Genomic DNA, 24,247 nt, shown 5'->3' with positions numbered 1-24,247 from the left:
AAAGCCAGATGGCAGACAACATGCACTACGACGCGATCGTCGTCGGATCAGGGATCAGCGGAGGATGGGCCGCCAAGGAACTGACCGAGCGCGGACTCAAGGTACTCATGCTCGAACGCGGGCGCAACATCGAGCACCTGACCGATTACGTGAATGCCGACAAGGAAGCGTGGGACTACCCGCACCGCGGCAGCCCCACGACAGAGATGAAACGCAAGCATCCGGTGCTACAGCGTGACTACCCGCTCAACGAGCCCACCAACGGCATGTGGGCCGACGAACAGGACAACCCCTATGTCGAGCACAAGCGCTTTGACTGGTTCCGGGGCTACCACGTGGGCGGGCGCTCGCTGCTCTGGGGGCGTCAGAGCTACCGCTGGTCGGATACGGATTTCGAGGCCAACGCCAAGGAGGGCGTCGCGGTCGATTGGCCGATCCGCTACGCCGATATCGCGCCGTGGTACGACCATGTTGAGCGCTTCGCCGGAATTTCCGGGGCGCGCAACGGGCTTGATGTTCTGCCCGATGGTGAGTTCCTGCCCCCGATCCCGCTTAATATCGTCGAGAAGGACGTGGCGGCCCGGTTGCAAAAGGCCTTTGGCGGCAAGCGCCACCTGATCAACGCCCGCGTCGCCAACATCACCGAACCCAAACCGGAACAGAACCGGCTGAATTGTCAGTATCGCAACAAGTGCTGGTTGGGGTGCCCTTATGGGGCCTATTTCTCCACCCAGTCGGCGACACTTCCGGTGGCGGTGGCGACAGGCAACCTGACGCTGCGCCCCTTCTCGATCGTGCGGCAGGTGATGTACGACCGGGACCGCAAGCGTGCCACCGGGGTCGAGGTCATAGATGCCGAGACCGGGCAGACCTACGAATACACCGCCGATGTGATCTTTCTCAACGCTTCGACCTTCAATTCCACATGGGTGTTGATGAACTCGGCCACCGATGTCTGGGAGGGGGGGCTTGGGTCGTCCTCGGGCGAGCTTGGGCACAACGTCATGGATCACCATTTCCGCGTCGGGGCAGAGGGCCGTGTCGAGGGGTATGATGACAAGTACTACTTCGGTCGCCGCCCTGCGGGGTTCTACATTCCGCGCTTTCGCAACGTCGAGGGCGCGCCGCGCGACTACCTGCGCGGCTTTGGCTATCAGGGCTCGGCCAGCCGTCAGGGTTGGAGACGCGAGATCGCCGAGCTGAACATCGGCAAGGATCTCAAAGAGGCGCTGTCGAAACCCGGCGACTGGCGTATCGGTATGACCGGCTTTGGCGAGATGCTGCCCGATCACGCCAACCGTATCGCGCTCGATGGCACAGTGACCGACAAATGGGGTCTGCCGGTCCTGGCGATCAGCGTCGAGCTTGGCGAGAATGAAAAGAAAATGCGCGTCGACATGCAACAGGATGCGGTGGAGATGTTCGAAGCTGCAGGCCTCGTCGACGTGAAGCCGACTGAAAGCGACTATGCCCCCGGTATGGGCATCCACGAAATGGGCACCGCCCGCATGGGCCGCGATCCCGCAACGTCGGTGCTGAATCAGCACAATCAGGTTTGGGATGCGCCGAATGTCTATGTCACCGACGGCAGTTGCATGACGTCGTCCAGCTGCGTCAATCCCTCGCTTACCTACATGGCGCTGACAGCGCGGGCTGCGGCCCACGCGGTTGAGAGCCTCAAATCTGGAGATCTGTGATGAACCGTCGCGACCTACTTGCCTTTATCGCTGCCGCCACCGGGACCGCGTTGATCGGTGCACCCGCGGCGCGGGCCTATGACGAAACCTCGATTGGCGAAAACCTCTTTTCCCCCGAGGATGCCGCGTTTCTCAACGACGTGGCCGAGGTGATCCTGCCTGAGACGGAGACGCCCGGCGCGCGTGTCGCCGATGTGGGGGGCTTCATGACCGTCTATGTCAGCGACTGCTACACCGGCGCGCAACAGGAGCGTTTCCGCGAGAGTCTCGCCACGCTGCGCGGCTGGAGCGAGGATGTTTACGGCAAACCATTCGGCGCGCTTTCGGCCTCGGAACAGACCGCAATGATCGAGGACATCGCGCGGCTTGCGCGGATAGAGACGGAAAAGGGCGCAACGCCGCACTGGTTCACGCCGATCCACCAGCTGACGCTCTTTGGCTTTTTCACCTCGGAACTCGGGGCGAACGAGGTGCTGCGCTACGAGCCAGTGCCGGGCGAATACATCGGCGATCTCGACTATGACGGTGGCCCTGCCTGGGCCACCTGATTGACCAGATTGAAGTGCGGGGCGGTCTGCGGGCGTGCCCCGGCTCAACTGTGCAAGGCGCAACTGTATAAGGAGATGAAAGATGATGGACTATCGTATGGCCGCTGTGTGGCTGTTGGCCCCGGCACTGATGGCCGCTCCCGTGGCGGCGCAGGAGATGAACCGCAAGGCGCAATCGGAAGTGACCGAGATCTGGGAACCGGTGCCGCGCAGCGTCGCAACCTCCGAAGGGCGACCGCCCTCGGATGCAGTGGTGCTGTTCGACGGCACCGGCTTCGACGCTTGGGAGGCTGAGCAGGGCGGTAAGACCAGCTGGAGCCTTGAGGAAGACGCGATGACTGTGGCTTCGGGGTCGGGCGGTATTCGCACGAAAGAGGCGTTCTGCGACGTACAGCTACATGTGGAATGGCGCGCGCCCGCCGAAACCGAAGGCTTTGACGGGCAGGATCGCGGCAACAGCGGTATCTTCCTGCAGGAGCGTTACGAGATCCAGGTTCTCGACAGCTCCGACAATGCGACCTACGCCAACGGGCAGGCGGGCTCGGTTTACAAACAGCATCCGCCGCTGGTGAACGCCTCCCGCGCGCCGGGGGAATGGCAGAGTTACGACATCCTCTTCGAGGCACCGATTTTCTCCGAACATGGCGCGCTGCGCCGTCCGGCCTATGTCACGGTGTTGCAGAACGGCGTTGTCGTGCAGAACCATGTCCAGATTCAGGGGCCCACGGTCTGGATCGGTGCGCCCAGCTATGAGGCGCATGGCTGTGCGCCGATCTTCCTGCAAGACCACAACTCGGACGTGAGTTACCGCAACATCTGGCTGCGTCCGATCTGATCCTGAGGATGCGACATGAAAAAGGGCCGCAGGGGACTGCGGCCCTTTACGTTTTTCCGGCTGAGGGTGTCAGCGTGCCGCGCTTTCGGGCAGCATCTCGACGAGAAAGTCTGCACCCTCGCTCGCCACCACCGCCGCATCCACGGGCAGGTCATGTTCGATGATGTACCAGTGGACTCCGGCATCCTCTGCGGCTTGCAGGATTGACGCCCAGTCGAGTGTGCCCTGACCCGGAATGGCAAAGCCGCGCTGGTCTGTGTTCTCGCCCTCGGGGGCATTGTCCTTGACATGCACGGCGAAGACGCGCCCGTCGAAGCGCCCGAGGTATTCCGCAGGATCAAGTCCGCCACGATCGACCCACGCCAGATCAATCTCGGCCATGACCTCAGGACCTGCAGCCTCCATCATGATCTCCAGCGCGGTGCGCCCATCATACTCAACCATCTCGAAATCGTGGTTGTGATAGGCGAGCGTCATGCCATCGTCGGCGATCTCGTTGGCAATCTGTTTCAGCTCTTCGCCCAGTGCGGTCCAGCCCGCGACATCGGTGGGGCGCATGTCTTCGGCGAGATAGGGCACGGTGAGATAGCTGTTGCCGAGTGTTTCGTTGAAGGCCACGACTTCGTCGAGGTTATCGCGCAGGTCGGCAAGTTGGGCATGGGTCGAGATTGCGGTGACCCCGTGCGTGTCGAGCAGCGCCTTCAGCGCGTCGGCGGGCTGATTCTGAAAGCCCACGGTCTCGACTGCGGTGATGCCCGCGGCCTCGACGGCGGCGAGTTGCTCCTCAAGGGTGCCATGATCGCGCAGCGTATACATCTGGATCGCGATCGGCAGGTCCGACACAGCGCGGTTCTGCGCGAGCGCGGTGGTGGCGCAAAGCGCGGCGACAACGGCCACAAGGGTGGTCGATTTGTAAGTCATAGTAATCCTCCCAAGAATGCTGCGACCCCCTCCACGGAGTCGTACGAATCAAAATGTAATGGTTTTCATTTACTATGAAAACCATTACATAAGCCGATTGGTGAAAATTCGCCACTCTGAGAGTCACTGGTTTAGAGGTTAGACATGGGGTCTGGGCCACATTCGATAGTGTCGGTCGAAGTGCCGGTCGAAGTGCCGGTCGAAGTGTCGGTGCCCGGTGCCAGAAACGGTGCCAGAAACGGTGCCAGAAACGGTGCCAGAAACGAGACAGTGCGCCGGATTGGTCGTAAAAGCCCGCGGATCTGTATTCCGGTCGTCGTTACATATGCCTGTCTCGACGTAACCAAAGAGTGACGATGAGACAGTCATCCAGAGCCAAGCAGAGCCACGGCGACCGGCACTGAGGGGTCATTGGTCCTATGGCGCACCAGCGCCAGCTTAGACTTTCGTTTGATCCGGCGGTTTAAAACAAAAGGATAGGCTTGGCCCGACGTGCCGGTCCTGTTTGATTTCCAGAACGCAAGAATAGAGCCAGAAAAAGGTTAACAGCTCGAATCACCTGTGTTAGCGTGGCGCCAATAAAAAAATAAAATTGGCAGGCATACAGGCAATGAGAACGGGCTTTTCCGGCACGTTTGTCATCGCGTGGGCGCAAGGGGAGGTCGATGGCCTCACCAATGCGCCCCTTTCCGCACTCAGGACCGGGGCCTCATGGCGCTGGTCGGGGGATGCGGTGTGCGTCGATGGCGCACGCGATGTCTACGTCCTCGACGGTGCGATCGGGCGCGCCGAATTACATCAACGTGCGGCGCAATCTGTGCGTCGTTTGATCGGGTCCGCGCTGGCGGGGGCCCCTATTTACCATGACACGGATATGCGAGAGCGGCTGTTTGATGGCGGGTTTGACGTCACCGATGGCCTCAAACGCTATGAGATCACCTTGATTGACAGCGCCGAATTGGGCGCGCCGCTTTTGATGTTCTTGGGCGAAATGCCGCAAAAGGACACCGATCTTTGGGTGGTGTCCACCCATATCGCCGCCGCACGCGAGGCGGAGGAACATCAGCCGGGCGCGGTGATTTGTTTTGCTCAAGGCACACATATTCTGACGCCGGATGGCCCGCGCACGGTCGAAACCCTGCGCGAAGGCGATCTTGTTCAGACCAAAGACAATGGTGTGCAGGCTCTGCGTTGGACCGGCGGGCGGCGAATTTCGGGGGCGCGGCTTTACGCGATGCCGCATTTGCGCCCGATCCGGTTGAAAGCCGATGCTTTGGGCATGGGGCAGCCGGATGAGGATTTGATCGTGTCGCCTCAGCACCGGATGGTCGTGCGCGGCGCGGCGGCGCGTGAGTTGTTCAATGCGGATGAGGTTTTGATCGCGGCCAAGGATTTGGTCAATGACCGCTCCATTGTGATCGAACGGACGCTGCGCGAGGTTCATTATATACATCTGTTGTTTGACGCCCATCAGGTGATCATCGCCAACGGGTTGGAGACCGAGAGTTTTCATCCGGGCTTTGCCGGATTGCGTGAGATTGCCGAAGATCAACGCAAGCGGTTGTTGGAACGCTTTCCGCATCTGTCAGAACAGGATGAGGCCTATGGGCCCGCTGCCCGGCGTAGCTTGTCGTCGGCAGAGGCGGCGATCATGTTGCATAATGTGGCGTGATTTTTGCGCTTTGACGTGAATTGCGCCGGGATCGCTTGACTCCGCAAGTCCCGCCTGTATAAGCCCGCCATCCGGTGTGCAGAGATGTGCGCCGGTGCTCTATTTGGTGTTGGCGGCCCTCGCAAGGGGATGCCTGTCGGCCGAAACGATACCTCCGCTCTCGTGGATAGGTCGTGGACGCAAAGGACAGCACCTTTCACACGCATTTGCGACCCGAAAAGTGGGACCCGTTTTTCGGACTAAGTTGCGAAGCACACATAACTGAAAGGATCCAGATCGTGACCAAACGCACGTCTGCCAAGTACAAACTCGATCGCCGTATGGGCGAAAACATCTGGGGCCGTCCGAAGTCCCCGGTCAACCGTCGTGAGTATGGCCCCGGCCAGCACGGTCAGCGTCGTAAGGGCAAATTGTCCGACTTCGGCCTGCAGTTGCGCGCCAAGCAAAAACTCAAAGGCCACTACGGTGACCTGACCGAAAAACAATTCCGTCGCATCTTTGCAGACGCTGAGCGGATGAAAGGCGACACCGGCGAAAACCTCATTGGTTTGCTCGAATCCCGCCTTGACGCCGTTGTGTACCGTGCGAAATTCGTCGCAACCGTGTTCGCAGCCCGTCAGTTCGTGAACCACGGCCATGTGACCGTGAACGGCCAGCGCGTGAACATCCCCTCCTACCGCGTGAAAGAGGGTGACGTGATCGAAGTGCGTGATCGCTCCAAACAGCTCGCAGTTGTCCTCGAAGCCACACAATTGGCTGAGCGTGACGTGCCGGATTACATCGAAGCAGACCACCACAAAATGTCCGCGACATTCGTCCGTCGTCCGGGCCTGTCCGATGTGCCGTTCGCTGTTCACATGGAACCGAACCTCGTCATCGAATTCTACGCTCAGAACTAATCTGAGCCGATTGACTAAAGACTTTGAAAGACCGCCCTTCGGGGCGGTCTTTTGCATATATAGCTGTCTTTTGTATATATGCGGAGTGCCAAAACCTAAGACAGGCACGCCTGACATGCGGCGGAGTGCCTGTCCGCTGTGTGCGAAAACCGACGCGTGTGAGCAACAGCACAGGCTTGGGTGCTCATCTGTCTGGCCTTAGCCGAAAAGCGGCGCTAAGAGAGGCAGGTAATTCAACGCGAGTGGACCTATGACCCGTTTGATCGAACCGCAGCCCGGCATCCTTGACATCACGCTCTATCAGAGCGGGACAAGCCATGTGGCCGGCGTAGAGAATGTGATCAAGCTGTCGTCGAACGAAAACCCGTTCGGCGCGCCAGAAAGTGCGAAGGCAGCTTTTGCCAAAGCTGCGCATACGCTGCATCGTTATCCCAACACCGATCACTTCTCTTTGCGCAAAGCCATTGGCGACGTGCATGGGCTTGATCCCGAGCGCATCATTTGCGGCGTCGGTTCGGATGAGATCATCACCTTTTTGTGCCAAGCTTACGCAGGCGTGGGCGATGAGGTGATTTATACCGAACACGGGTTTTCGATGTATAAAATCTCGGCGCTGGCAGCGGGGGCGACCCCGGTCTGTGTGGCCGAACGCGAGCGCGTGGTGGATGTCGATGCCATTCTGGCGGCGAGCAATGAGACCACCAAATTGGTGTTCATCGCCAACCCGGCCAACCCGACCGGCACGATGATCGGCCAACGCGATATTTCCCGTCTTGCCGCCAATCTTCCAAGCCAGGCGATTTTGGTGCTGGATGGGGCCTATGCCGAATTTGTCGAAGGCTTCGATGGCGGTGCCGCCCTTGTTGAGGCGCGCGACAATGTGGTGATGACCCGGACGTTCTCCAAGATTTACGGTCTTGGCGGCGTGCGCATTGGCTGGGGCTATGGACCGAAAGACATCATCGACGTGCTGAACCGGGTGCGCGGGCCGTTTAACCTGTCCGAGCCGCAATTGGCCGCCGCAGAAGCCGCCGTGAAAGACCGCGATTGGGTCGAAAAATGCCGCGATGACAACACCCGTTTGCGGGCGTGGTTGGCCGAGGCCTTGATGGAACTGGGCGTGCCCTCTGACACCTCCTGCGCCAACTTCATCCTCGCGCGGTTCCTGGATCAGGCGGAGGCCGACGCCTGTGACGATTTCCTCAAACAAAACGGTATCATCGTGCGCCGGGTGGCGGGCTATGGCTTGCCACATTGTTTGCGCATCACCGTGGGGGACGAAGCGTCCTGTCGCCGCGTCGCCCATGTGATCGGCCAGTTTCGGGAACAGAAAAAGTGAGCACGGTCCTTTATAACCGGGTCGCCCTGATCGGGTTGGGCCTGATTGCGGGATCTATGTCCTTGGCGATGCGCCGCGCCGGCGTGGCGGGCGAGATCACCGGCTTTGCCCGCTCGCAAGCCACGCGCAACACGGCCGCCGAGATCAACCTCGTCGACCGGGTCTGTGACAGTGCCGTCGAGGCGGTCAAGGATGCCGATCTGATCGTGCTGGCCGTGCCGGTGGGCGCGATGGGCGCGGTGATGGCCGAGATCGAACCTGTGTTGAAACCCGGCGCGGTGGTCACTGATGTGGGCTCGGTCAAAAAATCCGTGCTGGGGGCGGTGTTGCCGCACACGCCTGCGGGCGTGCATTTTATCGGCACGCACCCGATGGCGGGGACCGAACATTCGGGGCCACGCTCGGGCTTTGCGGAACTGTTTGACAACCGCTGGTGCCTGATCGTGCCGCCCGAGGGCGTGGATGAGGTCGAGGTTGCAAAGTTGGAGCGTTTTTGGCGCGCGCTTGGGTCGAACGTTGAGCGGATGGACCCGGAACACCACGACATCGTTTGTGCCGTGGTCAGCCATGTGCCGCACCTGATCGCCTATACGATGGTCGGTGTGGCTGATGATTTGCGCCGGGTCACCGATCAGGAGGTGATCAAATTCTCCGCCGCAGGCTTTCGCGATTTCACCCGGATTGCCGCCTCTGATCCGACCATGTGGCGCGATGTGTTTATGACCAACAAAGAGGCGTCCTTGGAAATTCTCGGGCGCTTCACCGAAGAATTGTTCGCGCTTCAGCGCGCGATCCGCACCGGCGATGGCGATCATTTGCACGATTACTTCACTCGCACCCGCGCCATTCGTCGCGGCATCATCGAGGCGGGTCAGGACACGGACGCTCCCGATTTTGGACGCGCCAAAAAAGGCACATGAAGGCGCGGGTCGGCATAGCGCTTGCGTTGATCTCGGCCTGTGTTGCCGAGCCGATCTGGGCGCAGATGGACCGCTCGCCCATTCCCTTGCCACGTCCCGGAACGATCAGACCTTTGGTTCCTGTCGCCCCGGCGATGGTTGAGACCGTGCCTTCGGCATATTTCGCCTCGCCTGTTCCCAAACCGCGTCCGAAATTGCGTCTTCCAAGCGGGACGGCGGCTTTGGTGACTTATGGCAAAAAGGGCTCGGTCTGTGACATGAGCGACATCCGAGGCCGGACGATCAGTGCGGTCCGGGGCAGGGCCGCAGGGTGCGGCATTTCCGAGCCTGTCGAGATCACCGAGGTCGCGGGTGTGCGCCTGTCCACCCCGGCGATCGTGGATTGCACCACTGCCAAAACGCTGCGGACATGGATTGAGACCGGAGCGAAACCGACCATCGGTCGGCTTGGCGGCGGTCTGGCGGAATTGCACATCGCGGCCAGCTATGTGTGTCGGCCCCGCAACAACCAAAGCGGTGCGAAAATTTCGGAACATGCCAAGGGCCACGCCATCGACATTTCGGCCTTCACTTTGCGCAACGGCAAATCCTTGGCCGTGCTCACCGGCTGGGATCAGCGGATTGACGGTAAGCTGTTGCGCAAGCTGCACAGTTCGGCCTGCGGTCCGTTTAGCACTGTCTTGGGACCCGAGTCAGATCGCCATCACCGCGATCACTTTCATTTCGACACGGCGCGGTATCGCGGGGGCAGTTATTGCCGCTGACATTTACCGGATCGCTACGCGCGGAGCAGGGCCCAGCGGAATAAAGCCCAAAACGATCATGCCGTCTTTCAGCGTCAGTTCGGCATCAATCGTATCTTTGCGCCCTGACATTCCGGCCAACATCTCTCCCGCGCGCAACGCAAGGTTGCTCATATTTTGCGGGATCATGCCCGTTGAAATGGCGATTTCGATCATCTCGCGCCAATTCACCGCTTTGATCGCGATTTTGCCCACGGGATAGCCGCGTGCATCCACATCAAAGGCCCCAGCCATACGAAGATCCAGTTTGCCCCATTTGGCCGAAAGGCTGGTCAGGTCAATATGGGTCGGCTGTGGGCGCGGGCCTTCGAGGGCGTGAATGTCCCATGGCCCGTTGAATGTGGCTGTCATACTCAACTCAAGCTGCTCGAATTGATGCGACAAAAGCCCCTGTGGATCAAGCGATGCCATCAGGCCTTTGGAAGGGGTAAGTCCCTGAACCGTCAAATGAATATCATGTTTGAACGGATCAGAAATATCGCGCTGGGTGTTGAAATTCCCGGTTGCAAGCGTCACGCCCCAGCCCAGATTCGATGTCACGGAAAAGCCGTTGAGCACGGCGGAGGCATGATCCAAGGTCAGGCTTGGACCCGGTTCGACAAACAACTCCGCCTCGGCCGTGTCTTGTGTGATCTCCATCCGTTGCAGCGGCGTGGCCAATGTGGCCGTTTGCGCGACCTGCGCGCGAATGCGGGTCGGGCGGTGGCTTTGGCTCAGGATGTCAAACTGCGGGGTCGAAAAGGCCACACCGGTGCGCGGATCGGCAAAGCGCGGCTTGGTGATGGTGGTGTCGAAGCGCAGCGGAAACCCATGGGTGTCGATGTCGGTATATTCGGCCTGCCAGCCCTCAGAGGCGCGCGCAGATGCCCATGCCGAAATCGCCTTTTCTGTGCTCTTTGCGCCGATAAACCAATAGCCGGTATAGGCCAGCCCCGTGATCACGACGAGCCAGATGAGTTTGCGCATGTGTTGCCCTTTCGCGGCCCGCTCAGGTCAACCTGAGCCAAAGGCTTTTCATTCCGTTTCAGCCCGTGTTTAACGGGCCGGGGGAGCGTCGAAAAGACCTTAGAATGGAAAGCAGGATAACGTTGGATCACGATTTGAACCAAGAGGGATTTTGGGTCTTTGGCTATGGCTCATTGATGTGGAATCCGGGCTTTGCTTTTGCGGAGCGCGTGCCTGCGGTCCTTGTCGGTTATGCGCGCAGCTTTTGCATGTGGTCCATTCATCACCGGGGCACGCCTGAGGAACCGGGTCTTGTTTTGGCGCTGGATCTGGAGGATCGCGCCTCCTGCCGCGGCTTGGCTTTTCATGTCAGTCGTGACCATGCGTCTGAAACGCTGGCCTATCTGCGCGACCGTGAATTGGTGTCCTCGGCCTATCTGGAGCGCCGGGTGATGTTGACCCTCTCGGATGGGCGTGAGGTTCCGTCTCTGGCCTATGTTGTCGATCCCGATCATGTTCAATACACCGGGCCTCTTCCCCTTGCACGTCAAGCAGAGATCATTGCGCGCGCCACCGGTGGACGCGGGCCGAACTCGGAATACCTGTTCAACACCGCGCGGCATCTGGCCGAACTGGGTATGGAGGATGCAGACCTGACGCAATTGGCCGAAATGGTGCGCCAAATTCCAAACGCATAGCCCACAACACGCGATTGCGTGTTGGCACATCGTGGTTCCTCGCCTATCGTGACCCTGACAGGCAATGACAGGTCAGGACAAGGTCAATGGGCCAACCGGATCAAAGGCTTCCGCGCGCAGCCAAGCAAAATTTTTTCTCCCAACCCGTACGTCAGATCACCATGATGATCATCGTGCTTGGGCTGGTGGGCTTTGGGTTTTATATGGCGCTGCCCCGGGTCGGCCCGGTGTTTTTTGCCAATCTCTACCTCAATGGATTCATCGCCTTTGTCTTTGTCATCGGCATTTTTGCCTGTTTTTGGCAAGTGGTTCAACTGGTTGCCTCTGTCAATTGGATCGAACGGTTTTCCGGTCAGCGTCCGAATGTGCCGGGCAAACATGCGCCGCGTCTTTTGGCGCCTTTGGCCGCCCTTTTGCGCGACCGCACCGCGCGCACGCAAATCTCGTCCACGTCGGCGCGCTCGATCCTTGATTCCGTGGCAACCCGGATTGACGAGGCGCGCGACATCACGCGTTATATCGCCAACCTTCTGATTTTCCTTGGACTTCTCGGTACGTTTTACGGCCTTGCCACCACGGTCCCGGCGCTTGTCGACACCATCCGTTCGCTCACCCCGAAAGAGGGTGAGGACGCGACCGACGTTTTGACCAAGCTGATGGGAGGGCTTGAGGGTCAATTGGGCGGCATGGGCACGGCCTTTGCTTCCTCGCTTTTGGGGCTTGCCGGCTCGCTTGTGGTCGGGATGCTTGAACTCTTTGCCTCGCATGGACAAAATCGGTTCTTCCGCGAGTTGGAAGAATGGCTCTCGACCATCACTCGCATCGGCTTTTCCGCCTCTGACGGTGAGGGCAGCGACATGTCCGGCGCGGCGGTGGTTTTGGATCACATGAGTCAACAGATGGAGGCGCTGCAAGATCTGTTCGTTCGCTCGGATGGATCGCGCGCTGCCCTTGAGGCGCGGTTGGGCGATTTGGCCGGGGCCGTGGACCAAATGGTCGCGCGCATGGGGGTAGAGACGCCAACCGATAAAATGCTGATGCGTGTGGCGGAGGGCCAAGAACGCCTGATTGACGTGCTTTCAACCCGCGAGGCGGGCGATGAAACCTTTGACGCCGAAAGCCGGATGCGCTTGCGTTCGATTGATGTGCAACTTTTGCGCATCCTCGAAGAACTCTCGGCGGGACGTCAAGAAAGCCTTGCCGAACTGCGCGGCGAGATTGCCAATTTGACCCGCACCCTGCGCGCACTCGGCGAACAGGGGCAGTAGAATGGCAGGGTTACGCCGGTCCTCCCACCGCATGTCGGGGTCGATCTGGCCCGGCTTTGTTGACGCGATGACCGCGCTTTTGCTGGTGTTGATGTTCGTTTTGACGATTTTCATGGTCGTGCAATCCATGCTGCGTGACGAGATTTCAGGCCAGGCCACCGAATTGGACGCGTTGACATCCGAGGTCACGGCCTTGGCAAATGCTTTGGGGTTGGAACAGCAAAAAAGCATTGGATTGGAAGACCAAATCGGCACTCTGCGCGCCACCCTGTCTGAGGCACGGGCGACGGCGGAGGCGCAAGCCAGCACCATCGCGGGGCTTGAGGCAACAACCAGCGCGCAAGCGGCGCGGATTGCCTCCTTTGAGGCACAGGTCGCAAGCCTGTTGACCGAACGCGATGCGGCGCTGACGAAAGGCGCGCAATTGGCCGCGCAGATTGAGGATTTGGAGGCGGCGAAAGCCACGTTGATTTCCGAACAAGAGGCGGCGCAACTGGCCTTGGCGCAATCGCGCAAAGAGATTGACGCGGCCACAGAACAAGCGCGTTTGGCCGCCGCGCGGCGCGAGGCTTTGGATGCTTTGGTGGCGCAATTGAAGGCGGAGGCGGTAGATCGCGAGGCGGCGCTGGGCGAGGCCGTGACCAAGGCAGAGGCCGCTGAGACGCAGATGACAGAGGCCGAACAGGCGCGTTTGGCGGATGCGGCGGCGCTTAAGGCCTTGCAGGATCGGATGGCAGCTTCGCAAGATGAGATGACGGCGATGACGCTGGCGCTCGAAGAGGTGCGCCGCGATGCCGAGGAAACGCTAACCCTTTTGGCCGCCGCCGAGGCCGCGCGCGATCAACTTAAAGACCAGCTCGATACGCAAGTGAGTGACACGGATAAACAGGCGGCGCTTTTGGCTCTGGCGCAAAAAACGCTTGCCGGGGAAGAAGCGAAGACTGCGGAGGAAGCGCGCAAAGTGGCGCTTTTGAACGCGCAAATCGCCGAGATGCGCAAGCAACTGTCCTCGCTGCAATCGACGCTTGATGTGCGCACGGCAGAAGATGCGCAAAATCAGGTGCAGGTCGACAGCCTGACCACCCGTCTCAATTCCGCCTTGGCACAGGTTGCCGCCGAGGAAAAACGCCGCGCCGCCTTGGAGGAGGCAGAGCGCAAGCGCTTGGAGCAGGAGGCGAAAAAGCTTGAAAATTATCGCTCTGAATTCTTTGGGCGGCTGCGTGAAATCCTTGGGGACCGCGAAGGGGTCAAGATCGTCGGCGATCGCTTTGTGTTCAGCTCAGAGGTGCTGTTTGAACCGGCCTCTGCCGAGCTCGGACCAAAAGGCAAAGCCCAGATCGCCCGCGTTGCCCGCACCCTCTCAGAGGTCGCCGTCGACATTCCGCCAGAGATTGATTGGGTCATTCGCGTCGATGGTCATACCGACAAAACGCCGCTTTCGGGCAGCGGGGAATATGCCGACAACTGGGAGCTGTCACAGGCGCGAGCGCTCTCCGTGGTGCGCTACATGTCGCAGGAATTGGGTTTTTCGCCGTCCCGCTTGGTCGCGGCTGGCTTTGGCGAATTCCAACCGATTGCGACAGGCAATAGCCCCGAGGCTTTGGCGCAAAACCGGCGGATTGAGTTGAAACTCACTGAAAAGTAACGGCGATTATTCGATGACGGTGAAGTCGAATTGGCGTTCGTCAATGGGGTAACCGTTGCGAATGAGTTGCACCAAGGCGCGGTATCCGCCCGGTAGCCATGCGCCGGGGGAACGTCTGCCCGCCCCGCGAAACAGTTGCGCTTGGGTCTTTTCTACGGGGGCGTCATAGCCGACGATTTCGCCTTCGGGACCGGCAATGGACAGGCGCATGATGTCGCCCGCCAAACCGCCATAGGCAAAGCCAAACACCACCAAGGCCGGATCAGATGTGGAAAACTGGCCTTTGCCAGCGGTGCCGGCTTTGACCGTATCATATTGCGGCATTTCGGTGCTGACCCCGATAGACAGCAATCCACCGGGCACATAGCGCATGTCTTCGTTCCACAATGTGCCGTTTGAAATCGCCTCTATTCCACAGGAAATCACGCCGTCCGGGTTGAACGGATCGACGACGGTGCCGTTGTGACGCACGGCCAAATGGACATGAGGGAATTGGGTTTGGCCGGACAGACCGACTGTGCCCAAGGTGGTCGCGGCGGTCACGCGTTGGCCTTTTTCGACTTGAATGGACCCGTTCATCATGTGGCAATATTGCGTGTTCCAGCCGCCGCCGTGATCGACGACCACCCCGTTGCCGCATTCTTTTCCGCTCACATCCGGCGCGCCTTCCACGCCTTGCGGGTGGTCTTCCATGCCGTCGCGGGTGGCTGTCACTGTGCCGGGGGCTGCGGCCAAAACCTCGATGCCGTTCCACATGTCTTTGATCGTGGGCAGGGCGAAATCGGTGCCTGTGTGACCGTCATAGGACAATGTGCCACAGGTGAAATCCGCAGCGCCCGCGCTTGGGTCAGCGTCGACGTAGTTTTGGATATAGCAATCCATGCCCAAGGTGCAATTCAGTGGCACCGACAAAACGGGGTCGCGCGCCCATGCGGGGGCGGCGGCGGTCAGGCAGAACAGGACAAGGCCAAGGCGCATCGGGAAATCCCTCAATGATATGCGCGCAGGCTCGCCTGTGAAAAAGGCCCCGTCAAGTTCTGACGGGGCCTTTTCAAACAGTGTTGCGATCACTCCGCAGTGAGCAGGGGGGGCTTTTTCTGCCGCCCGATACGCGGGGCGTCCGGTTGTTCGACGCGCAGCTCGATCTGCCCATCTTTGACGCCGACCTTGACCACGCCCCCTTTGGAAAGTTTGCCAAACAGCAATTCCTCGGCCAGCGGTTTTTTGATGTATTCCTGAATCACGCGGCCCAGCGGACGCGCGCCCATTTTGTCATCATAGCCCTTGTCCGCGAGCCATTCCGCCGCTTTGCGGGTGAGTTCGATATGCACATTGCGGTCCATAAGCTGGGCCTCAAGTTGCAGCACGAATTTCTCGACCACCTGCATGATGACCTCTTTCGGCAGCGGCGCAAAGGACACCACGGCGTCAAGACGGTTGCGGAACTCTGGCGTAAAGGTGCGTTCAATCGCCGCCGTATCTTCGCCCTCACGGCGATCACGACCAAAGCCGATGGCCTCTTTCGCTTGCTCGGTGGCCCCCGCGTTCGAGGTCATGATCAAGATCACATTGCGGAAATCGACGGTGCGGCCGTTGTGATCGGTCAGCTTGCCGTTGTCCATCACCTGCAACAGGATGTTGTAGACATCCGGGTGGGCCTTTTCCATCTCATCGAGCAAAAGCACACAATGCGGGTGCTGATCGACGCCATCGGTCAACATGCCGCCTTGGTCAAAGCCGACATAGCCCGGAGGCGCGCCGATCAGGCGGGAGACCGCGTGTTTTTCCATGTATTCGGACATGTCAAACCGCAGCAATTCCACGCCAAGGCTGTCGGCCAACTGTTTCGCCACCTCGGTTTTACCAACGCCCGTGGGCCCGGCGAACAGATAGTTGCCAATCGGCTTTTCGGGTTCACGCAGACCAGCGCGTGCCAGTTTGATTGCCGAAGACAGGGTTTCGATCGCCTTGTCCTGACCGAACACAACGCGTTTGAGCGTGGCCTCCAAGTCTTTGAGCACTTCGGCATCGTCTTTAGAGACGTTTTTCGGCGGGATGCGGGCGATTTTGGCCACAACCGCTTCGATCTCTTTCGTGCCGATGGTTTTGCGACGACGGCTTTCCGCGACCAGATGTTGCGCGGCGCCGGCCTCGTCGATCACGTCGATGGCTTTGTCCGGCAATTTGCGGTCATGGATATAGCGCGCAGAGAGTTCCACCGCGGCCTTGATCGCGTCATGGGTGTAGCGGATGTCGTGATGTTCCTCGAAATAGGGTTTGAGGCCCTGAAGGATTTTGATCGCATCGTCCACGGTCGGTTCATTGACGTCGATTTTTTGGAAGCGACGCGCCAGAGCCCGGTCTTTTTCAAAATGCTGACGGAATTCTTTATAGGTCGTGGACCCCATGCAACGCAGTTTTCCGCCCGCAAGCGCGGGTTTCAAAAGGTTGGACGCGTCCATCGCCCCACCGGATGTGGCACCAGCGCCAATCACCGTGTGAATTTCGTCGATGAACAAGACGGCGTCGGGGTGTTCTTCGAGTTCTTTGACGACCGCTTTCAGGCGTTCCTCAAAATCACCACGATAGCGCGTCCCGGCCAAAAGCGCGCCCATGTCGAGCGAATAAATCGTCGAATGCGCCAAGATGTCCGGGGTTTCGCCATCGACAATCTTTTTGGCCAGACCTTCGGCAATGGCGGTTTTGCCAACGCCGGGATCCCCGACCAAAAGCGGGTTGTTTTTGCGGCGGCGGCAAAGCACCTGAATACAGCGTTCAACCTCATGGGCACGACCGATCAGCGGATCAACATCGCCTTTGATCGCCTTTTTGTTGAGATCGACACAGTATTTGGCCAGCGCGGATTCTTTATCCTCGCTGCTGGGTTGATGCGACGAGGTCGGGCCCTCATCCTCATGCTCTTCTGCGCCGGTGATCGGGCGGGCCTCGCCAAACGCGGGGTCTTTGGCCACGCCATGGGCAATGAAATTCACCGCATCATAGCGCGTCATGTCCTGTTCTTGCAGGAAATAGGCGGCGTTCGATTCGCGTTCGGCAAAGATCGCGACCAACACATTGGCGCCGGTGACCTCGGTGCGGCCTGAGGATTGGACATGGATGGCGGCGCGTTGAATCACGCGTTGGAAGGAGGCGGTGGGCACCGCCTCAGATCCCTCAACATCGGTGACGAGTGTTGAAAGATCGTCTTCTATGTAATCCAGCAGGGTTTTTCGCAACTCCTCGAGCTCAACATTACAGGCCTGCATCACGCGCGCCGCGTCGGGCTCGTCGATCAGGGCCAACAATAGGTGTTCCAGGGTCGCAAGTTCATGGCGGCGGGCATTTGCCAGCGCCAAGGCTGCATGGATGGCTTGCTCAAGGGTGTTCGAAAATGACGGCACGTCTTTTGTGCTCCTTGCTTTCGGGGTCTGGAGGGGGGCGTTTCATGGCCCCGCAACCATAACCGTGGCCTCATACTCTTAAAGTTCGATTGAAACGCGCGCGCTTCAAGGAAAAAAGTGGTTAACACCTCTACTTTTTTGTGAGGCATCAAGATTTGGGCGGTTTGGTACGCAGATTACCCTCTTTATCTCTTAAACATGTATGACAGTGCGAAGGGATTGCAAGGAGAGAAAGCGTTTCGGGCCAAACCTGAATCACGCGTTTGTTCTGTGACGCCCATACCGCGTTAGGTTTCGTGCGTTTCGGGTTTAAACCGTGTCTCACCTTAAACCCGAAACGCTTTTGAGGACTCAGAAGCGATCCTTTCGCGCGCGGATCTCGGTAAACGCCTCAAGGTCGGAGGCGTCTGTGAGGCCCAGATGGGTTTTTACCTCGAAGAGCCCTGCGCGCAAAAACGGATTGGTGGCGCGCTCCAAGGACAAAACAGAGGGCACAGTGGCCAAACCTTTTGCCCGCGCCGCCTCGATGTCGTTGATCCGCGCCAAAAGGGCCGCATTGTCGGGCTCAATCGTTTTGGCAAATTTGGCATTGGCGGCAGTGTATTCATGGCCGGAATAAATCACCGTATCGTCGGGCAGCGCCATAAAGCGGCTCAGCGTGTCCCACATTTGCGCAGGCGTGCCCTCAAAGAGGCGGCCACAGCCAAGCGCCATCAGGCTATCGGCGGTGAAAAGTGCCTTGGCCGAAGGCAGGTGATAGGCGATGTGACCCACAGTGTGACCATCGGCGGCCAAGACATTGACCTGATGCCCGGCAAAATCGAAACTCTGCCCCGGTTCCACCACGCGGGTCAAAGGTGGCAGGCGGTGTTGGTCGGCTTTCGCGCCCGTCACCTGCGCGCCCGTGGCCTCAACCAGTGCGGCCGTGCCGTCAATGTGATCCCAATGATGATGGGTCAGCCAAATCTCGTCCAAGTGCCAACCGCGCTCTGCCAGTGCCGCCAAAATCGGTTCGGGATCTGCGGCGTCGACCAAAGCGGTGCGGCCACTGATCGGATCATGCACGAGGAAATCGTAATTGTCAGACAGGGCTGCGACGGTGACGATCTCGACGCCTTTCTCATGGGCCATAGCATTTTCTCCGGCTTTGGGTCATTGTTCCTTTAACATTTGGCGCAAGGCTACCGATTGCAATGCATCTCGACGTTGTTGAGCTTAGAAATTTTTACTACCGGACCGGATTGGGGCGCGCGGCACAGCGGGCGATCCGCAATCAGGTCGTGGAATTTTGGCCCGATGCCTCGCGTCAGACGGTGGCGGGGTTTGGTTTTGCTGCGCCATTGTTGCGGCCCTTTCTGGAGGATGCCCGTCGGGTTGTGGCCTTGATGCCGGATCAACAGGGGGTGATGCATTGGCCCGCAGGTCTGCCCAATGTGTCGGCGCTGTGCCCGGAAACGCGCTGGCCGATCCAGACCGGGTTTGTTGATAAATTGGTGGTGATGCACGGGCTGGAAACGTCGGACAATCCGCAGCCTTTGCTGGCGGAATGTTGGCGGGTGCTTGGCCCCGGCGGGCGGGCGTTGTTTGTGGTGCCAAACCGGGGCGGGCTTTGGTCTCGTTCAGACAGCACACCCTTTGGCTACGGTCGTCCTTATTCGTTGGGCCAACTCGAAAGCCAATTGCGCCAAGCCGGGTTCATCCCCGAACGCCACGCTGCCGTATTGTTTCAACCGCCATCGCACAAACGCTTTTGGCTGCGCTGGGGGCCGGTGTGGGAACGGGTCGGGCGACGTGTCTCTACCGCTTTGGCGGGGGGGGTGTTGATGGTTGAGGTGTCGAAACAGGTCTACGCCCAAACCGGATCAGGCACCCCCGAAGCGGTCCGCCGCCCCAGCCGGGTGTTGGAGGGGTTGCGGCCTGTTCCAGAGGCAAAACCGGTCTGATAAAACCGGTCTGATCGAGTGTGCCGATGTCGGAGCGCGATGTCGGAGCGCTCAGCCCCTTGCCGAATTACCATGCTGAATTTCTGTATTCTATGACAAGGGCTTTCACGCGGATGTGAAACTGTCGGCTTATTGCCGCCAAATAGGGCGGAAAATGGCGAGATTTTATCGGCGAAAATCATCTCAAGTTGCTGAAATACAATGAATTTTGGGATTTCCCTGACGGCTCTGGAGCATCTTGGTCAAGCGTTTAGATGAGGTCGGTAAGGCGCGCAGGATTGCAGCCTTGTGTTCTTAATTAGGAAAGGACTTCATTTATGGGTCTCAATAAAATCACCCCCGCCCTCGCCGCTCTTTTGCTTTCGACAGCCGCTCTCCCGGCCTTTGCCCAGAGCACGACGGTGTTTACCAGTGTTGATGCTGTTGATGATAATGTCGATGCAATCGAAGAACGCATTCAGGACGAATTCGATGACGCGCGTGACTCGCGCAATTTCGGTCGCGGCGCAGGCATGAACGGGGCTTATGGCTCCGTCTCCGCTACAGTCAACGCCACCTCCGGCAACTCTGACACCAAAGATGCCGGCATTGGCGCACGCTTTGGCTTTGGGGATGGCATCAACGGCCATGATTTCGCCTTGAGCTACAACTACAGCGAAGACGAAGACGACACGACCGCGAACTCTCTGGCTGCGGCCTATGACTACACCCGGATGTTCAATGAGAACCTCTACGGCTATGGTCAAATCCGCACCAAATACGACGAGTTCAGCTCTTATGAGACGGACAGCTTCGTGGGGATCGGTCTTGGCTACCGTGTTGTGAACACCAATGACGTCTCTTGGTCGCTTCAGGCCGGTCCGGGCTACCGTTACGCCGAAGTTGCGGATGGCTCGTTCGAAGATGATATTGATGAGATCGCGGGATCTGTCAGCTCCAAGCTTTTTTATGATATTGGCAATGGCATGTTCTTCACCAACGACACGGACATCATCGGCTCTGACGCGGACACGTCCGTGACCAACGATTTGGCGTTCAACGTGTCGCTGAACGGCCCGCTCGCCATGCGCACGTCGCTTTTGACCGAGTTCAACAGTGATCCGCTCGCGGGCTTTAAGCACACCGACAACACACTCGGCGTGTCACTGGTCTATTCGCTGAAATAACGCGACCGCTTTTACCAACATCAGGTATGCAATGGGAAACGGGGGCCACAGGGTCCCCGTTTTCGCTATGTTTCGTTTTGACATGCCCCGGTCTTCCATACTGCTCTTCCATGCTGCTGAAACGGGTCTGAAACCCGTGTGTCTTTCGTGGCGCGGGCTGTGCGTGGGCTGTGCGCGGGCTGTGCCGCACACGGCCCGAAAAAGACATCTGAGAGATGCCCTGTGGCAGGGAATCGCACGATTCCGTGAATGCGGCACGGGGGGCGAAACTTTCTGCTATAATTTTTTTTTGTGCCGTCACGTCCCGGATTTCTTAACGTATTGAAATACAAACGAAGCAACTTTCAAACTGTTGGCGCTAAAGTCGCCAATCTGTCGCGCAACAAGGTTGCGGCATGGATGAGCCTCTGCTACATCCACGCTGATTTTGCTGCTCGCGCGTGTGACGTGCGGGTTTATCAAGCTGCCCAATCTCAGTTCAAAATCCCGGCAACGGGGCGGCTGGGAGACGGCCCAAAGACATCGGAAGGGTGGACGTGTCCGAACCAGCTTCGATCTCCCGCGGCATCGCCGCACGCTATGCAACGGCCATTTTTCAATTGGCCAAAGAAGGCAATGCCATCAAGGCTCTTGAGGGAGACGTGGCAACATTGTCCACCGCCCTCAGTGAGAGTGCCGATCTGACGGCTCTCATCTCCTCGCCGCTCTATTCGCGCGAAGAGCTTGAATCCGCGATTGTCGCCATCGCCAAAAAGGCTGGCCTGTCGGACATCTTGTCCAACACTCTGGCGCTGATGGCTCAGAATCGCCGGATTTTTGCCCTGCCGCAACTTGTGGCCTCTTTGAGCGATATGCTTGCCGAAGAGCGTGGCGAAGTGACGGCCGAGGTTGCGTCCGCAAAGGCGCTGACCAAAACGCAGACCACCAAACTTGCCAAGACCCTCTCTGAGACCTTTGGCAAGGACGTGACTATCAATGCGACCGTGGATGAAGCCCTCATCGGCGGTCTTGTCGTTAAAGTGGGTTCGAAGATGATCGACACGTCGATCGCCTCCAAACTCAACTCCCTCCAGAATGCAATGAAAGAGGTCGGATAATGGGAATCCAGGCAGCCGAAATTTCTGCGATCCTCAAGGAGCAGATTAAAAACTTTGGCCAAGAGGCCGAAGTCGCTGAAGTGGGGCGCGTGCTCTCCGTCGGGGACGGGATCGCGCGCGTGTACGGTCTCGATAATGTTCAAGCCGGTGAGATGGTCGAATTCCCCGGTGGTATCCGCGGGATGGCGCTCAACCTTGAAGCCGACAACGTCGGTGTCGTGATCTTCGGGTCCGACCGCGCGATTAAAGAAGGTGACGTTGTGAAACGCACCAAGTCCATCGTGGACGTGCCCGCCGGTGACGCGCTTTTGGGTCGCATCGTGGACGGTCTGGGCAATCCGATTGACGGCAAAGGTCCGATCAACACCGCCGAGCGTCGCATCGCAGACAGCAAGGCGCCGGGCATTATTCCGCGTAAATCCGTGCACGAACCGATGGCAACGGGCCTCAAATCCGTGGACGCGATGATCCCGATTGGTCGTGGCCAACGCGAACTGATCATTGGCGACCGTCAGACCGGTAAAACCGCTGTGGCTCTCGACGCGATCCTCAATCAAAAATCCTATAACGATGCAGCCAAGTCTGAAAACGACAAACTGTACTGCATCTACGTGGCAATCGGTCAGAAACGCTCTACCGTGGCTCAGCTTGTTAAAAAGCTCGAAGAAACCGGTGCGATCGAATACACCATCGTTGTGGCCGCAACCGCGTCCGATCCGGCGCCGATGCAGTTCATGGCACCGTATTCCGCCACAGCAATGGCTGAGCATTTCCGCGACAATGGCCGCCACGCTTTGATCATCTATGATGATCTCTCGAAACAAGCTGTGTCCTATCGCCAGATGTCCTTGCTTCTGCGTCGTCCGCCGGGGCGTGAAGCCTATCCGGGTGACGTGTTCTACCTCCACTCTCGCCTGCTGGAACGCTCTGCGAAACTCAACGAAGATTTCGGGTCTGGCTCGCTCACCGCTCTGCCGATCATTGAAACTCAGGGTGGCGACGTGTCCGCGTTTATTCCGACCAACGTGATTTCCATCACCGACGGTCAGATTTTCTTGGAAACCGAACTGTTCTACCAAGGTATCCGTCCCGCTGTGAACACCGGTCTTTCGGTGTCCCGCGTGGGCTCCTCGGCTCAGACCAAAGCCATGTCCTCCGTGGCGGGTCCGGTGAAACTGTCGCTCGCTCAGTACCGCGAGATGGCAGCGTTTGCTCAGTTCGGGTCTGACCTTGACGCCTCCACTCAGCGTTTGCTGAACCGTGGTGCGCGTTTGACCGAGTTGATGAAACAGCCGCAGTACTCGCCGTTGACCAACGCCGAAATCGTCTGCGTCATCTTTGCTGGCACCAATGGCTACCTGGACAAAGTCCCGGTGAAAGAGGTTGGCAAATATGAAGCACAGATGCTTGAGTTCCTGCGCAACCAGCACGCCGATATTCTTGAGTGGATCACAAACGAAGATCCCAAGATCAAAGGCGAGCCTGCAGATAAGCTTAAGGCTGTTCTGGACGAATTCGCCAAGACTTACGCGTAATCCCGAGGATTAAGGACAGCTAGATGCCCAACCTCAAGGACCTTAAAAACCGGATCGCCAGCGTGAAATCCACGCGGAAGATCACGAAGGCCATGCAAATGGTGTCTGCCGCAAAATTGCGGCGGGCCCAGGATGCGGCCGAGGCCTCGCGCCCCTATGCAGAGCGTTTTAACGCTGTGCTGGGTGCGTTGTCGGCCTCTGTAGGTGGCTCTGATACCGCGCCCCGGCTTCTGGCCGGGACGGGGAAAGATGATGTGCAGCTGCTCGTTGTCATGACCTCTGAAAAGGGGCTGTGCGGTGGCTTCAACACCAATATCGTAAGATTGGCGCGCCTGCGGATCGCTGAACTCAAAGCCCAAGGCAAAACGGTGAAAATCATTACCGTTGGCAAAAAGGGCCGTGAACAGTTGAAACGCGATTACTCGGATCTGTTTGTCGAACATTTTGACCTCTCTGATGTCAAAAAGCTCGGCTATGTCCACGCGCAGAACATCGCCAAAGGTCTTTTGGCCCGCTTCGACTCGCTTGAGTATGATGTGGCCACGATCTTTTATTCGAAGTTCCAAAACGTGGTGACACAGGTGCCGACCGCCCAGCAGATCATCCCCGCCGCCTATGAGGCAAGCGAGGATGCCGGAGGCGCTCTGTACGATTATGAGCCGTCCGAAGAGGCCATCTTGGCTGACCTTCTGCCGCGCGGCGTGGCCACGCAAATCTTTGCAGCTCTTTTGGAAAACGCGGCCTCCGAGCAGGGTGCGCGCATGTCCGCAATGGACAACGCAACCCGCAACGCAGGCGACATGATCGACCAACTGACGATCCAGTATAACCGCTCGCGTCAGGCCGTCATCACCAACGAGCTTATCGAAATCATCTCGGGCGCTGAAGCGCTCTAAGAACACCGGAGACAGATAC

Annotated in this window: 22 protein-coding genes; 17 read left to right on the top strand and 5 right to left on the bottom strand. The window is 58.7% G+C overall.

The window, feature by feature from the left end:
* The first annotated feature begins 8 nt into the window (after positions 1-8).
* From BLT54_RS13405 to BLT54_RS13395, 3 genes are all read left to right on the top strand, one after another.
* Positions 9-1,697, top strand: coding sequence for a GMC oxidoreductase (locus BLT54_RS13405; protein ID WP_074645796.1), 1,689 nt, complete (start codon positions 9-11; stop codon positions 1,695-1,697).
* Positions 1,697-2,245, top strand: coding sequence for a gluconate 2-dehydrogenase subunit 3 family protein (locus BLT54_RS13400; protein ID WP_074645795.1), 549 nt, complete (start codon positions 1,697-1,699; stop codon positions 2,243-2,245). Before BLT54_RS13405 ends, BLT54_RS13400 begins: the two co-directional genes overlap by 1 nt.
* Positions 2,246-2,327: 82 nt before the next feature.
* Complete coding sequence (locus tag BLT54_RS13395; protein ID WP_074645794.1) at positions 2,328-3,080, top strand: 3-keto-disaccharide hydrolase; 753 nt, start codon at positions 2,328-2,330, stop codon at positions 3,078-3,080.
* A 69-nt stretch (positions 3,081-3,149) separates the two neighbouring features.
* Here the strand turns inward: BLT54_RS13395 and BLT54_RS13390 are convergent, their stop codons facing one another.
* Positions 3,150-4,001, bottom strand: coding sequence for a sugar phosphate isomerase/epimerase family protein (locus BLT54_RS13390; RefSeq protein WP_074645793.1), 852 nt, complete (start codon positions 3,999-4,001; stop codon positions 3,150-3,152).
* Between the two features lie 144 nt (positions 4,002-4,145).
* On the opposite strand from BLT54_RS13390, the gene BLT54_RS22190 reads away from it, so the two are divergent.
* From BLT54_RS22190 to BLT54_RS13365, 6 genes are all read left to right on the top strand, one after another.
* Complete coding sequence (locus BLT54_RS22190) at positions 4,146-4,355, top strand: hypothetical protein (RefSeq protein ID WP_143026815.1); 210 nt, start codon at positions 4,146-4,148, stop codon at positions 4,353-4,355.
* A gap of 256 nt (positions 4,356-4,611) precedes the next feature.
* A complete protein-coding gene (locus tag BLT54_RS13385; RefSeq protein ID WP_074645792.1) occupies positions 4,612-5,673 on the top strand; it encodes a Hint domain-containing protein in 1,062 nt (353 codons plus the stop codon).
* A gap of 278 nt (positions 5,674-5,951) precedes the next feature.
* Complete coding sequence (gene rpsD, locus BLT54_RS13380) at positions 5,952-6,572, top strand: 30S ribosomal protein S4 (protein ID WP_074645791.1); 621 nt, start codon at positions 5,952-5,954, stop codon at positions 6,570-6,572.
* Between the two features lie 250 nt (positions 6,573-6,822).
* Positions 6,823-7,911 carry a histidinol-phosphate transaminase gene (gene hisC / locus BLT54_RS13375; RefSeq protein WP_074645790.1) on the top strand — a complete coding sequence of 363 codons (1,089 nt, stop codon included), beginning with the start codon at positions 6,823-6,825 and terminating at the stop codon, positions 7,909-7,911.
* On the top strand, positions 7,908-8,831 hold the full coding sequence (locus tag BLT54_RS13370; protein ID WP_074645789.1) for a prephenate/arogenate dehydrogenase family protein: 924 nt from the start codon (positions 7,908-7,910) through the stop codon (positions 8,829-8,831). Before hisC ends, BLT54_RS13370 begins: the two co-directional genes overlap by 4 nt.
* Entirely contained in the window at positions 8,828-9,595 is a 768-nt protein-coding gene (locus BLT54_RS13365; protein ID WP_245708005.1) for an extensin-like domain-containing protein, read from the top strand. Before BLT54_RS13370 ends, BLT54_RS13365 begins: the two co-directional genes overlap by 4 nt.
* 3 nt (positions 9,596-9,598) lie before the next feature.
* On the opposite strand, the gene BLT54_RS13360 is transcribed toward BLT54_RS13365, so the two are convergent.
* Entirely contained in the window at positions 9,599-10,600 is a 1,002-nt protein-coding gene (locus tag BLT54_RS13360; RefSeq protein WP_074645788.1) for a DUF2125 domain-containing protein, read from the bottom strand.
* A gap of 104 nt (positions 10,601-10,704) precedes the next feature.
* On the opposite strand from BLT54_RS13360, the gene BLT54_RS13355 reads away from it, so the two are divergent.
* The 3 genes from BLT54_RS13355 to BLT54_RS13345 all read left to right on the top strand — a co-directional run bounded on the left by BLT54_RS13355 (position 10,705) and on the right by BLT54_RS13345 (position 14,190).
* Positions 10,705-11,277 (top strand): gamma-glutamylcyclotransferase, encoded by a 573-nt coding sequence (locus BLT54_RS13355; protein ID WP_074645787.1) that lies wholly within the window; start codon positions 10,705-10,707, stop codon positions 11,275-11,277.
* A gap of 86 nt (positions 11,278-11,363) precedes the next feature.
* Positions 11,364-12,545: an AAA family ATPase gene (locus BLT54_RS13350; protein WP_074645786.1), complete on the top strand. Its 1,182-nt coding sequence runs from the start codon at positions 11,364-11,366 to the stop codon at positions 12,543-12,545.
* A gap of 1 nt (position 12,546) precedes the next feature.
* Complete coding sequence (locus tag BLT54_RS13345) at positions 12,547-14,190, top strand: peptidoglycan -binding protein (protein WP_074645785.1); 1,644 nt, start codon at positions 12,547-12,549, stop codon at positions 14,188-14,190.
* Positions 14,191-14,196: 6 nt separating this feature from the next.
* Here BLT54_RS13345 and BLT54_RS13340 read toward each other — a convergent pair whose 3' ends face one another.
* From BLT54_RS13340 to gloB, 3 genes are all read right to left on the bottom strand, one after another.
* Positions 14,197-15,168 (bottom strand): M23 family metallopeptidase, encoded by a 972-nt coding sequence (locus BLT54_RS13340; RefSeq protein WP_074645843.1) that lies wholly within the window; start codon positions 15,166-15,168, stop codon positions 14,197-14,199.
* A gap of 89 nt (positions 15,169-15,257) precedes the next feature.
* The gene (gene clpA, locus BLT54_RS13335) at positions 15,258-17,591 is read right to left on the bottom strand and encodes an ATP-dependent Clp protease ATP-binding subunit ClpA (protein ID WP_074645784.1); all 2,334 of its coding nucleotides are present in this window, start codon (positions 17,589-17,591) and stop codon (positions 15,258-15,260) included.
* A 351-nt stretch (positions 17,592-17,942) separates the two neighbouring features.
* Positions 17,943-18,722 carry a hydroxyacylglutathione hydrolase gene (gene gloB, locus BLT54_RS13330; RefSeq protein WP_074645783.1) on the bottom strand — a complete coding sequence of 260 codons (780 nt, stop codon included), beginning with the start codon at positions 18,720-18,722 and terminating at the stop codon, positions 17,943-17,945.
* A gap of 62 nt (positions 18,723-18,784) precedes the next feature.
* On the opposite strand from gloB, the gene BLT54_RS13325 reads away from it, so the two are divergent.
* The 5 genes from BLT54_RS13325 (at position 18,785) to BLT54_RS13305 (ending at position 24,228) form a co-directional block, all read left to right on the top strand.
* Complete coding sequence (locus tag BLT54_RS13325; protein ID WP_074645782.1) at positions 18,785-19,534, top strand: class I SAM-dependent methyltransferase; 750 nt, start codon at positions 18,785-18,787, stop codon at positions 19,532-19,534.
* Between the two features lie 317 nt (positions 19,535-19,851).
* A complete protein-coding gene (locus BLT54_RS13320; protein ID WP_074645781.1) occupies positions 19,852-20,700 on the top strand; it encodes a DUF481 domain-containing protein in 849 nt (282 codons plus the stop codon).
* Positions 20,701-21,236: 536 nt separating this feature from the next.
* Entirely contained in the window at positions 21,237-21,797 is a 561-nt protein-coding gene (locus BLT54_RS13315) for a F0F1 ATP synthase subunit delta (RefSeq protein WP_074645842.1), read from the top strand.
* Positions 21,797-23,332: a F0F1 ATP synthase subunit alpha gene (gene atpA / locus BLT54_RS13310; protein WP_009572973.1), complete on the top strand. Its 1,536-nt coding sequence runs from the start codon at positions 21,797-21,799 to the stop codon at positions 23,330-23,332. Before BLT54_RS13315 ends, atpA begins: the two co-directional genes overlap by 1 nt.
* Positions 23,333-23,355: 23 nt before the next feature.
* Positions 23,356-24,228, top strand: coding sequence for a F0F1 ATP synthase subunit gamma (locus tag BLT54_RS13305; RefSeq protein ID WP_074645780.1), 873 nt, complete (start codon positions 23,356-23,358; stop codon positions 24,226-24,228).
* The last annotated feature ends 19 nt before the right edge of the window (positions 24,229-24,247 follow it).

The organism is Celeribacter baekdonensis (assembly GCF_900102315.1).
GTDB lineage: Bacteria > Pseudomonadota > Alphaproteobacteria > Rhodobacterales > Rhodobacteraceae > Celeribacter > Celeribacter baekdonensis.
The sequence above is the reverse complement of the archived record's forward strand: the minus strand, read 5'-3'. Positions and strand labels throughout refer to the sequence as shown.

Excerpts from the sequence above, each read along its gene's own strand:
- BLT54_RS13405 (WP_074645796.1), top strand. The coding sequence starts at position 9 with ATGGCAGACAACATGCACTACGACGCGATCGTCGTCGGATCAGGGATC.
- BLT54_RS13400 (WP_074645795.1), top strand. The coding sequence starts at position 1,697 with ATGAACCGTCGCGACCTACTTGCCTTTATCGCTGCCGCCACCGGGACC.
- BLT54_RS13395 (WP_074645794.1), top strand. The coding sequence starts at position 2,328 with ATGATGGACTATCGTATGGCCGCTGTGTGGCTGTTGGCCCCGGCACTG.
- BLT54_RS13390 (WP_074645793.1), bottom strand. The coding sequence starts at position 4,001 with ATGACTTACAAATCGACCACCCTTGTGGCCGTTGTCGCCGCGCTTTGC.
- BLT54_RS22190 (WP_143026815.1), top strand. The coding sequence starts at position 4,146 with ATGGGGTCTGGGCCACATTCGATAGTGTCGGTCGAAGTGCCGGTCGAA.
- BLT54_RS13385 (WP_074645792.1), top strand. The coding sequence starts at position 4,612 with ATGAGAACGGGCTTTTCCGGCACGTTTGTCATCGCGTGGGCGCAAGGG.
- hisC (WP_074645790.1), top strand. The coding sequence starts at position 6,823 with ATGACCCGTTTGATCGAACCGCAGCCCGGCATCCTTGACATCACGCTC.
- BLT54_RS13365 (WP_245708005.1), top strand. The coding sequence starts at position 8,828 with ATGAAGGCGCGGGTCGGCATAGCGCTTGCGTTGATCTCGGCCTGTGTT.
- BLT54_RS13360 (WP_074645788.1), bottom strand. The coding sequence starts at position 10,600 with ATGCGCAAACTCATCTGGCTCGTCGTGATCACGGGGCTGGCCTATACC.
- BLT54_RS13355 (WP_074645787.1), top strand. The coding sequence starts at position 10,705 with ATGGAAAGCAGGATAACGTTGGATCACGATTTGAACCAAGAGGGATTT.
- BLT54_RS13350 (WP_074645786.1), top strand. The coding sequence starts at position 11,364 with ATGGGCCAACCGGATCAAAGGCTTCCGCGCGCAGCCAAGCAAAATTTT.
- BLT54_RS13345 (WP_074645785.1), top strand. The coding sequence starts at position 12,547 with ATGGCAGGGTTACGCCGGTCCTCCCACCGCATGTCGGGGTCGATCTGG.
- BLT54_RS13340 (WP_074645843.1), bottom strand. The coding sequence starts at position 15,168 with ATGCGCCTTGGCCTTGTCCTGTTCTGCCTGACCGCCGCCGCCCCCGCA.
- gloB (WP_074645783.1), bottom strand. The coding sequence starts at position 18,722 with ATGGCCCATGAGAAAGGCGTCGAGATCGTCACCGTCGCAGCCCTGTCT.
- BLT54_RS13325 (WP_074645782.1), top strand. The coding sequence starts at position 18,785 with ATGCATCTCGACGTTGTTGAGCTTAGAAATTTTTACTACCGGACCGGA.
- BLT54_RS13320 (WP_074645781.1), top strand. The coding sequence starts at position 19,852 with ATGGGTCTCAATAAAATCACCCCCGCCCTCGCCGCTCTTTTGCTTTCG.
- atpA (WP_009572973.1), top strand. The coding sequence starts at position 21,797 with ATGGGAATCCAGGCAGCCGAAATTTCTGCGATCCTCAAGGAGCAGATT.
- BLT54_RS13305 (WP_074645780.1), top strand. The coding sequence starts at position 23,356 with ATGCCCAACCTCAAGGACCTTAAAAACCGGATCGCCAGCGTGAAATCC.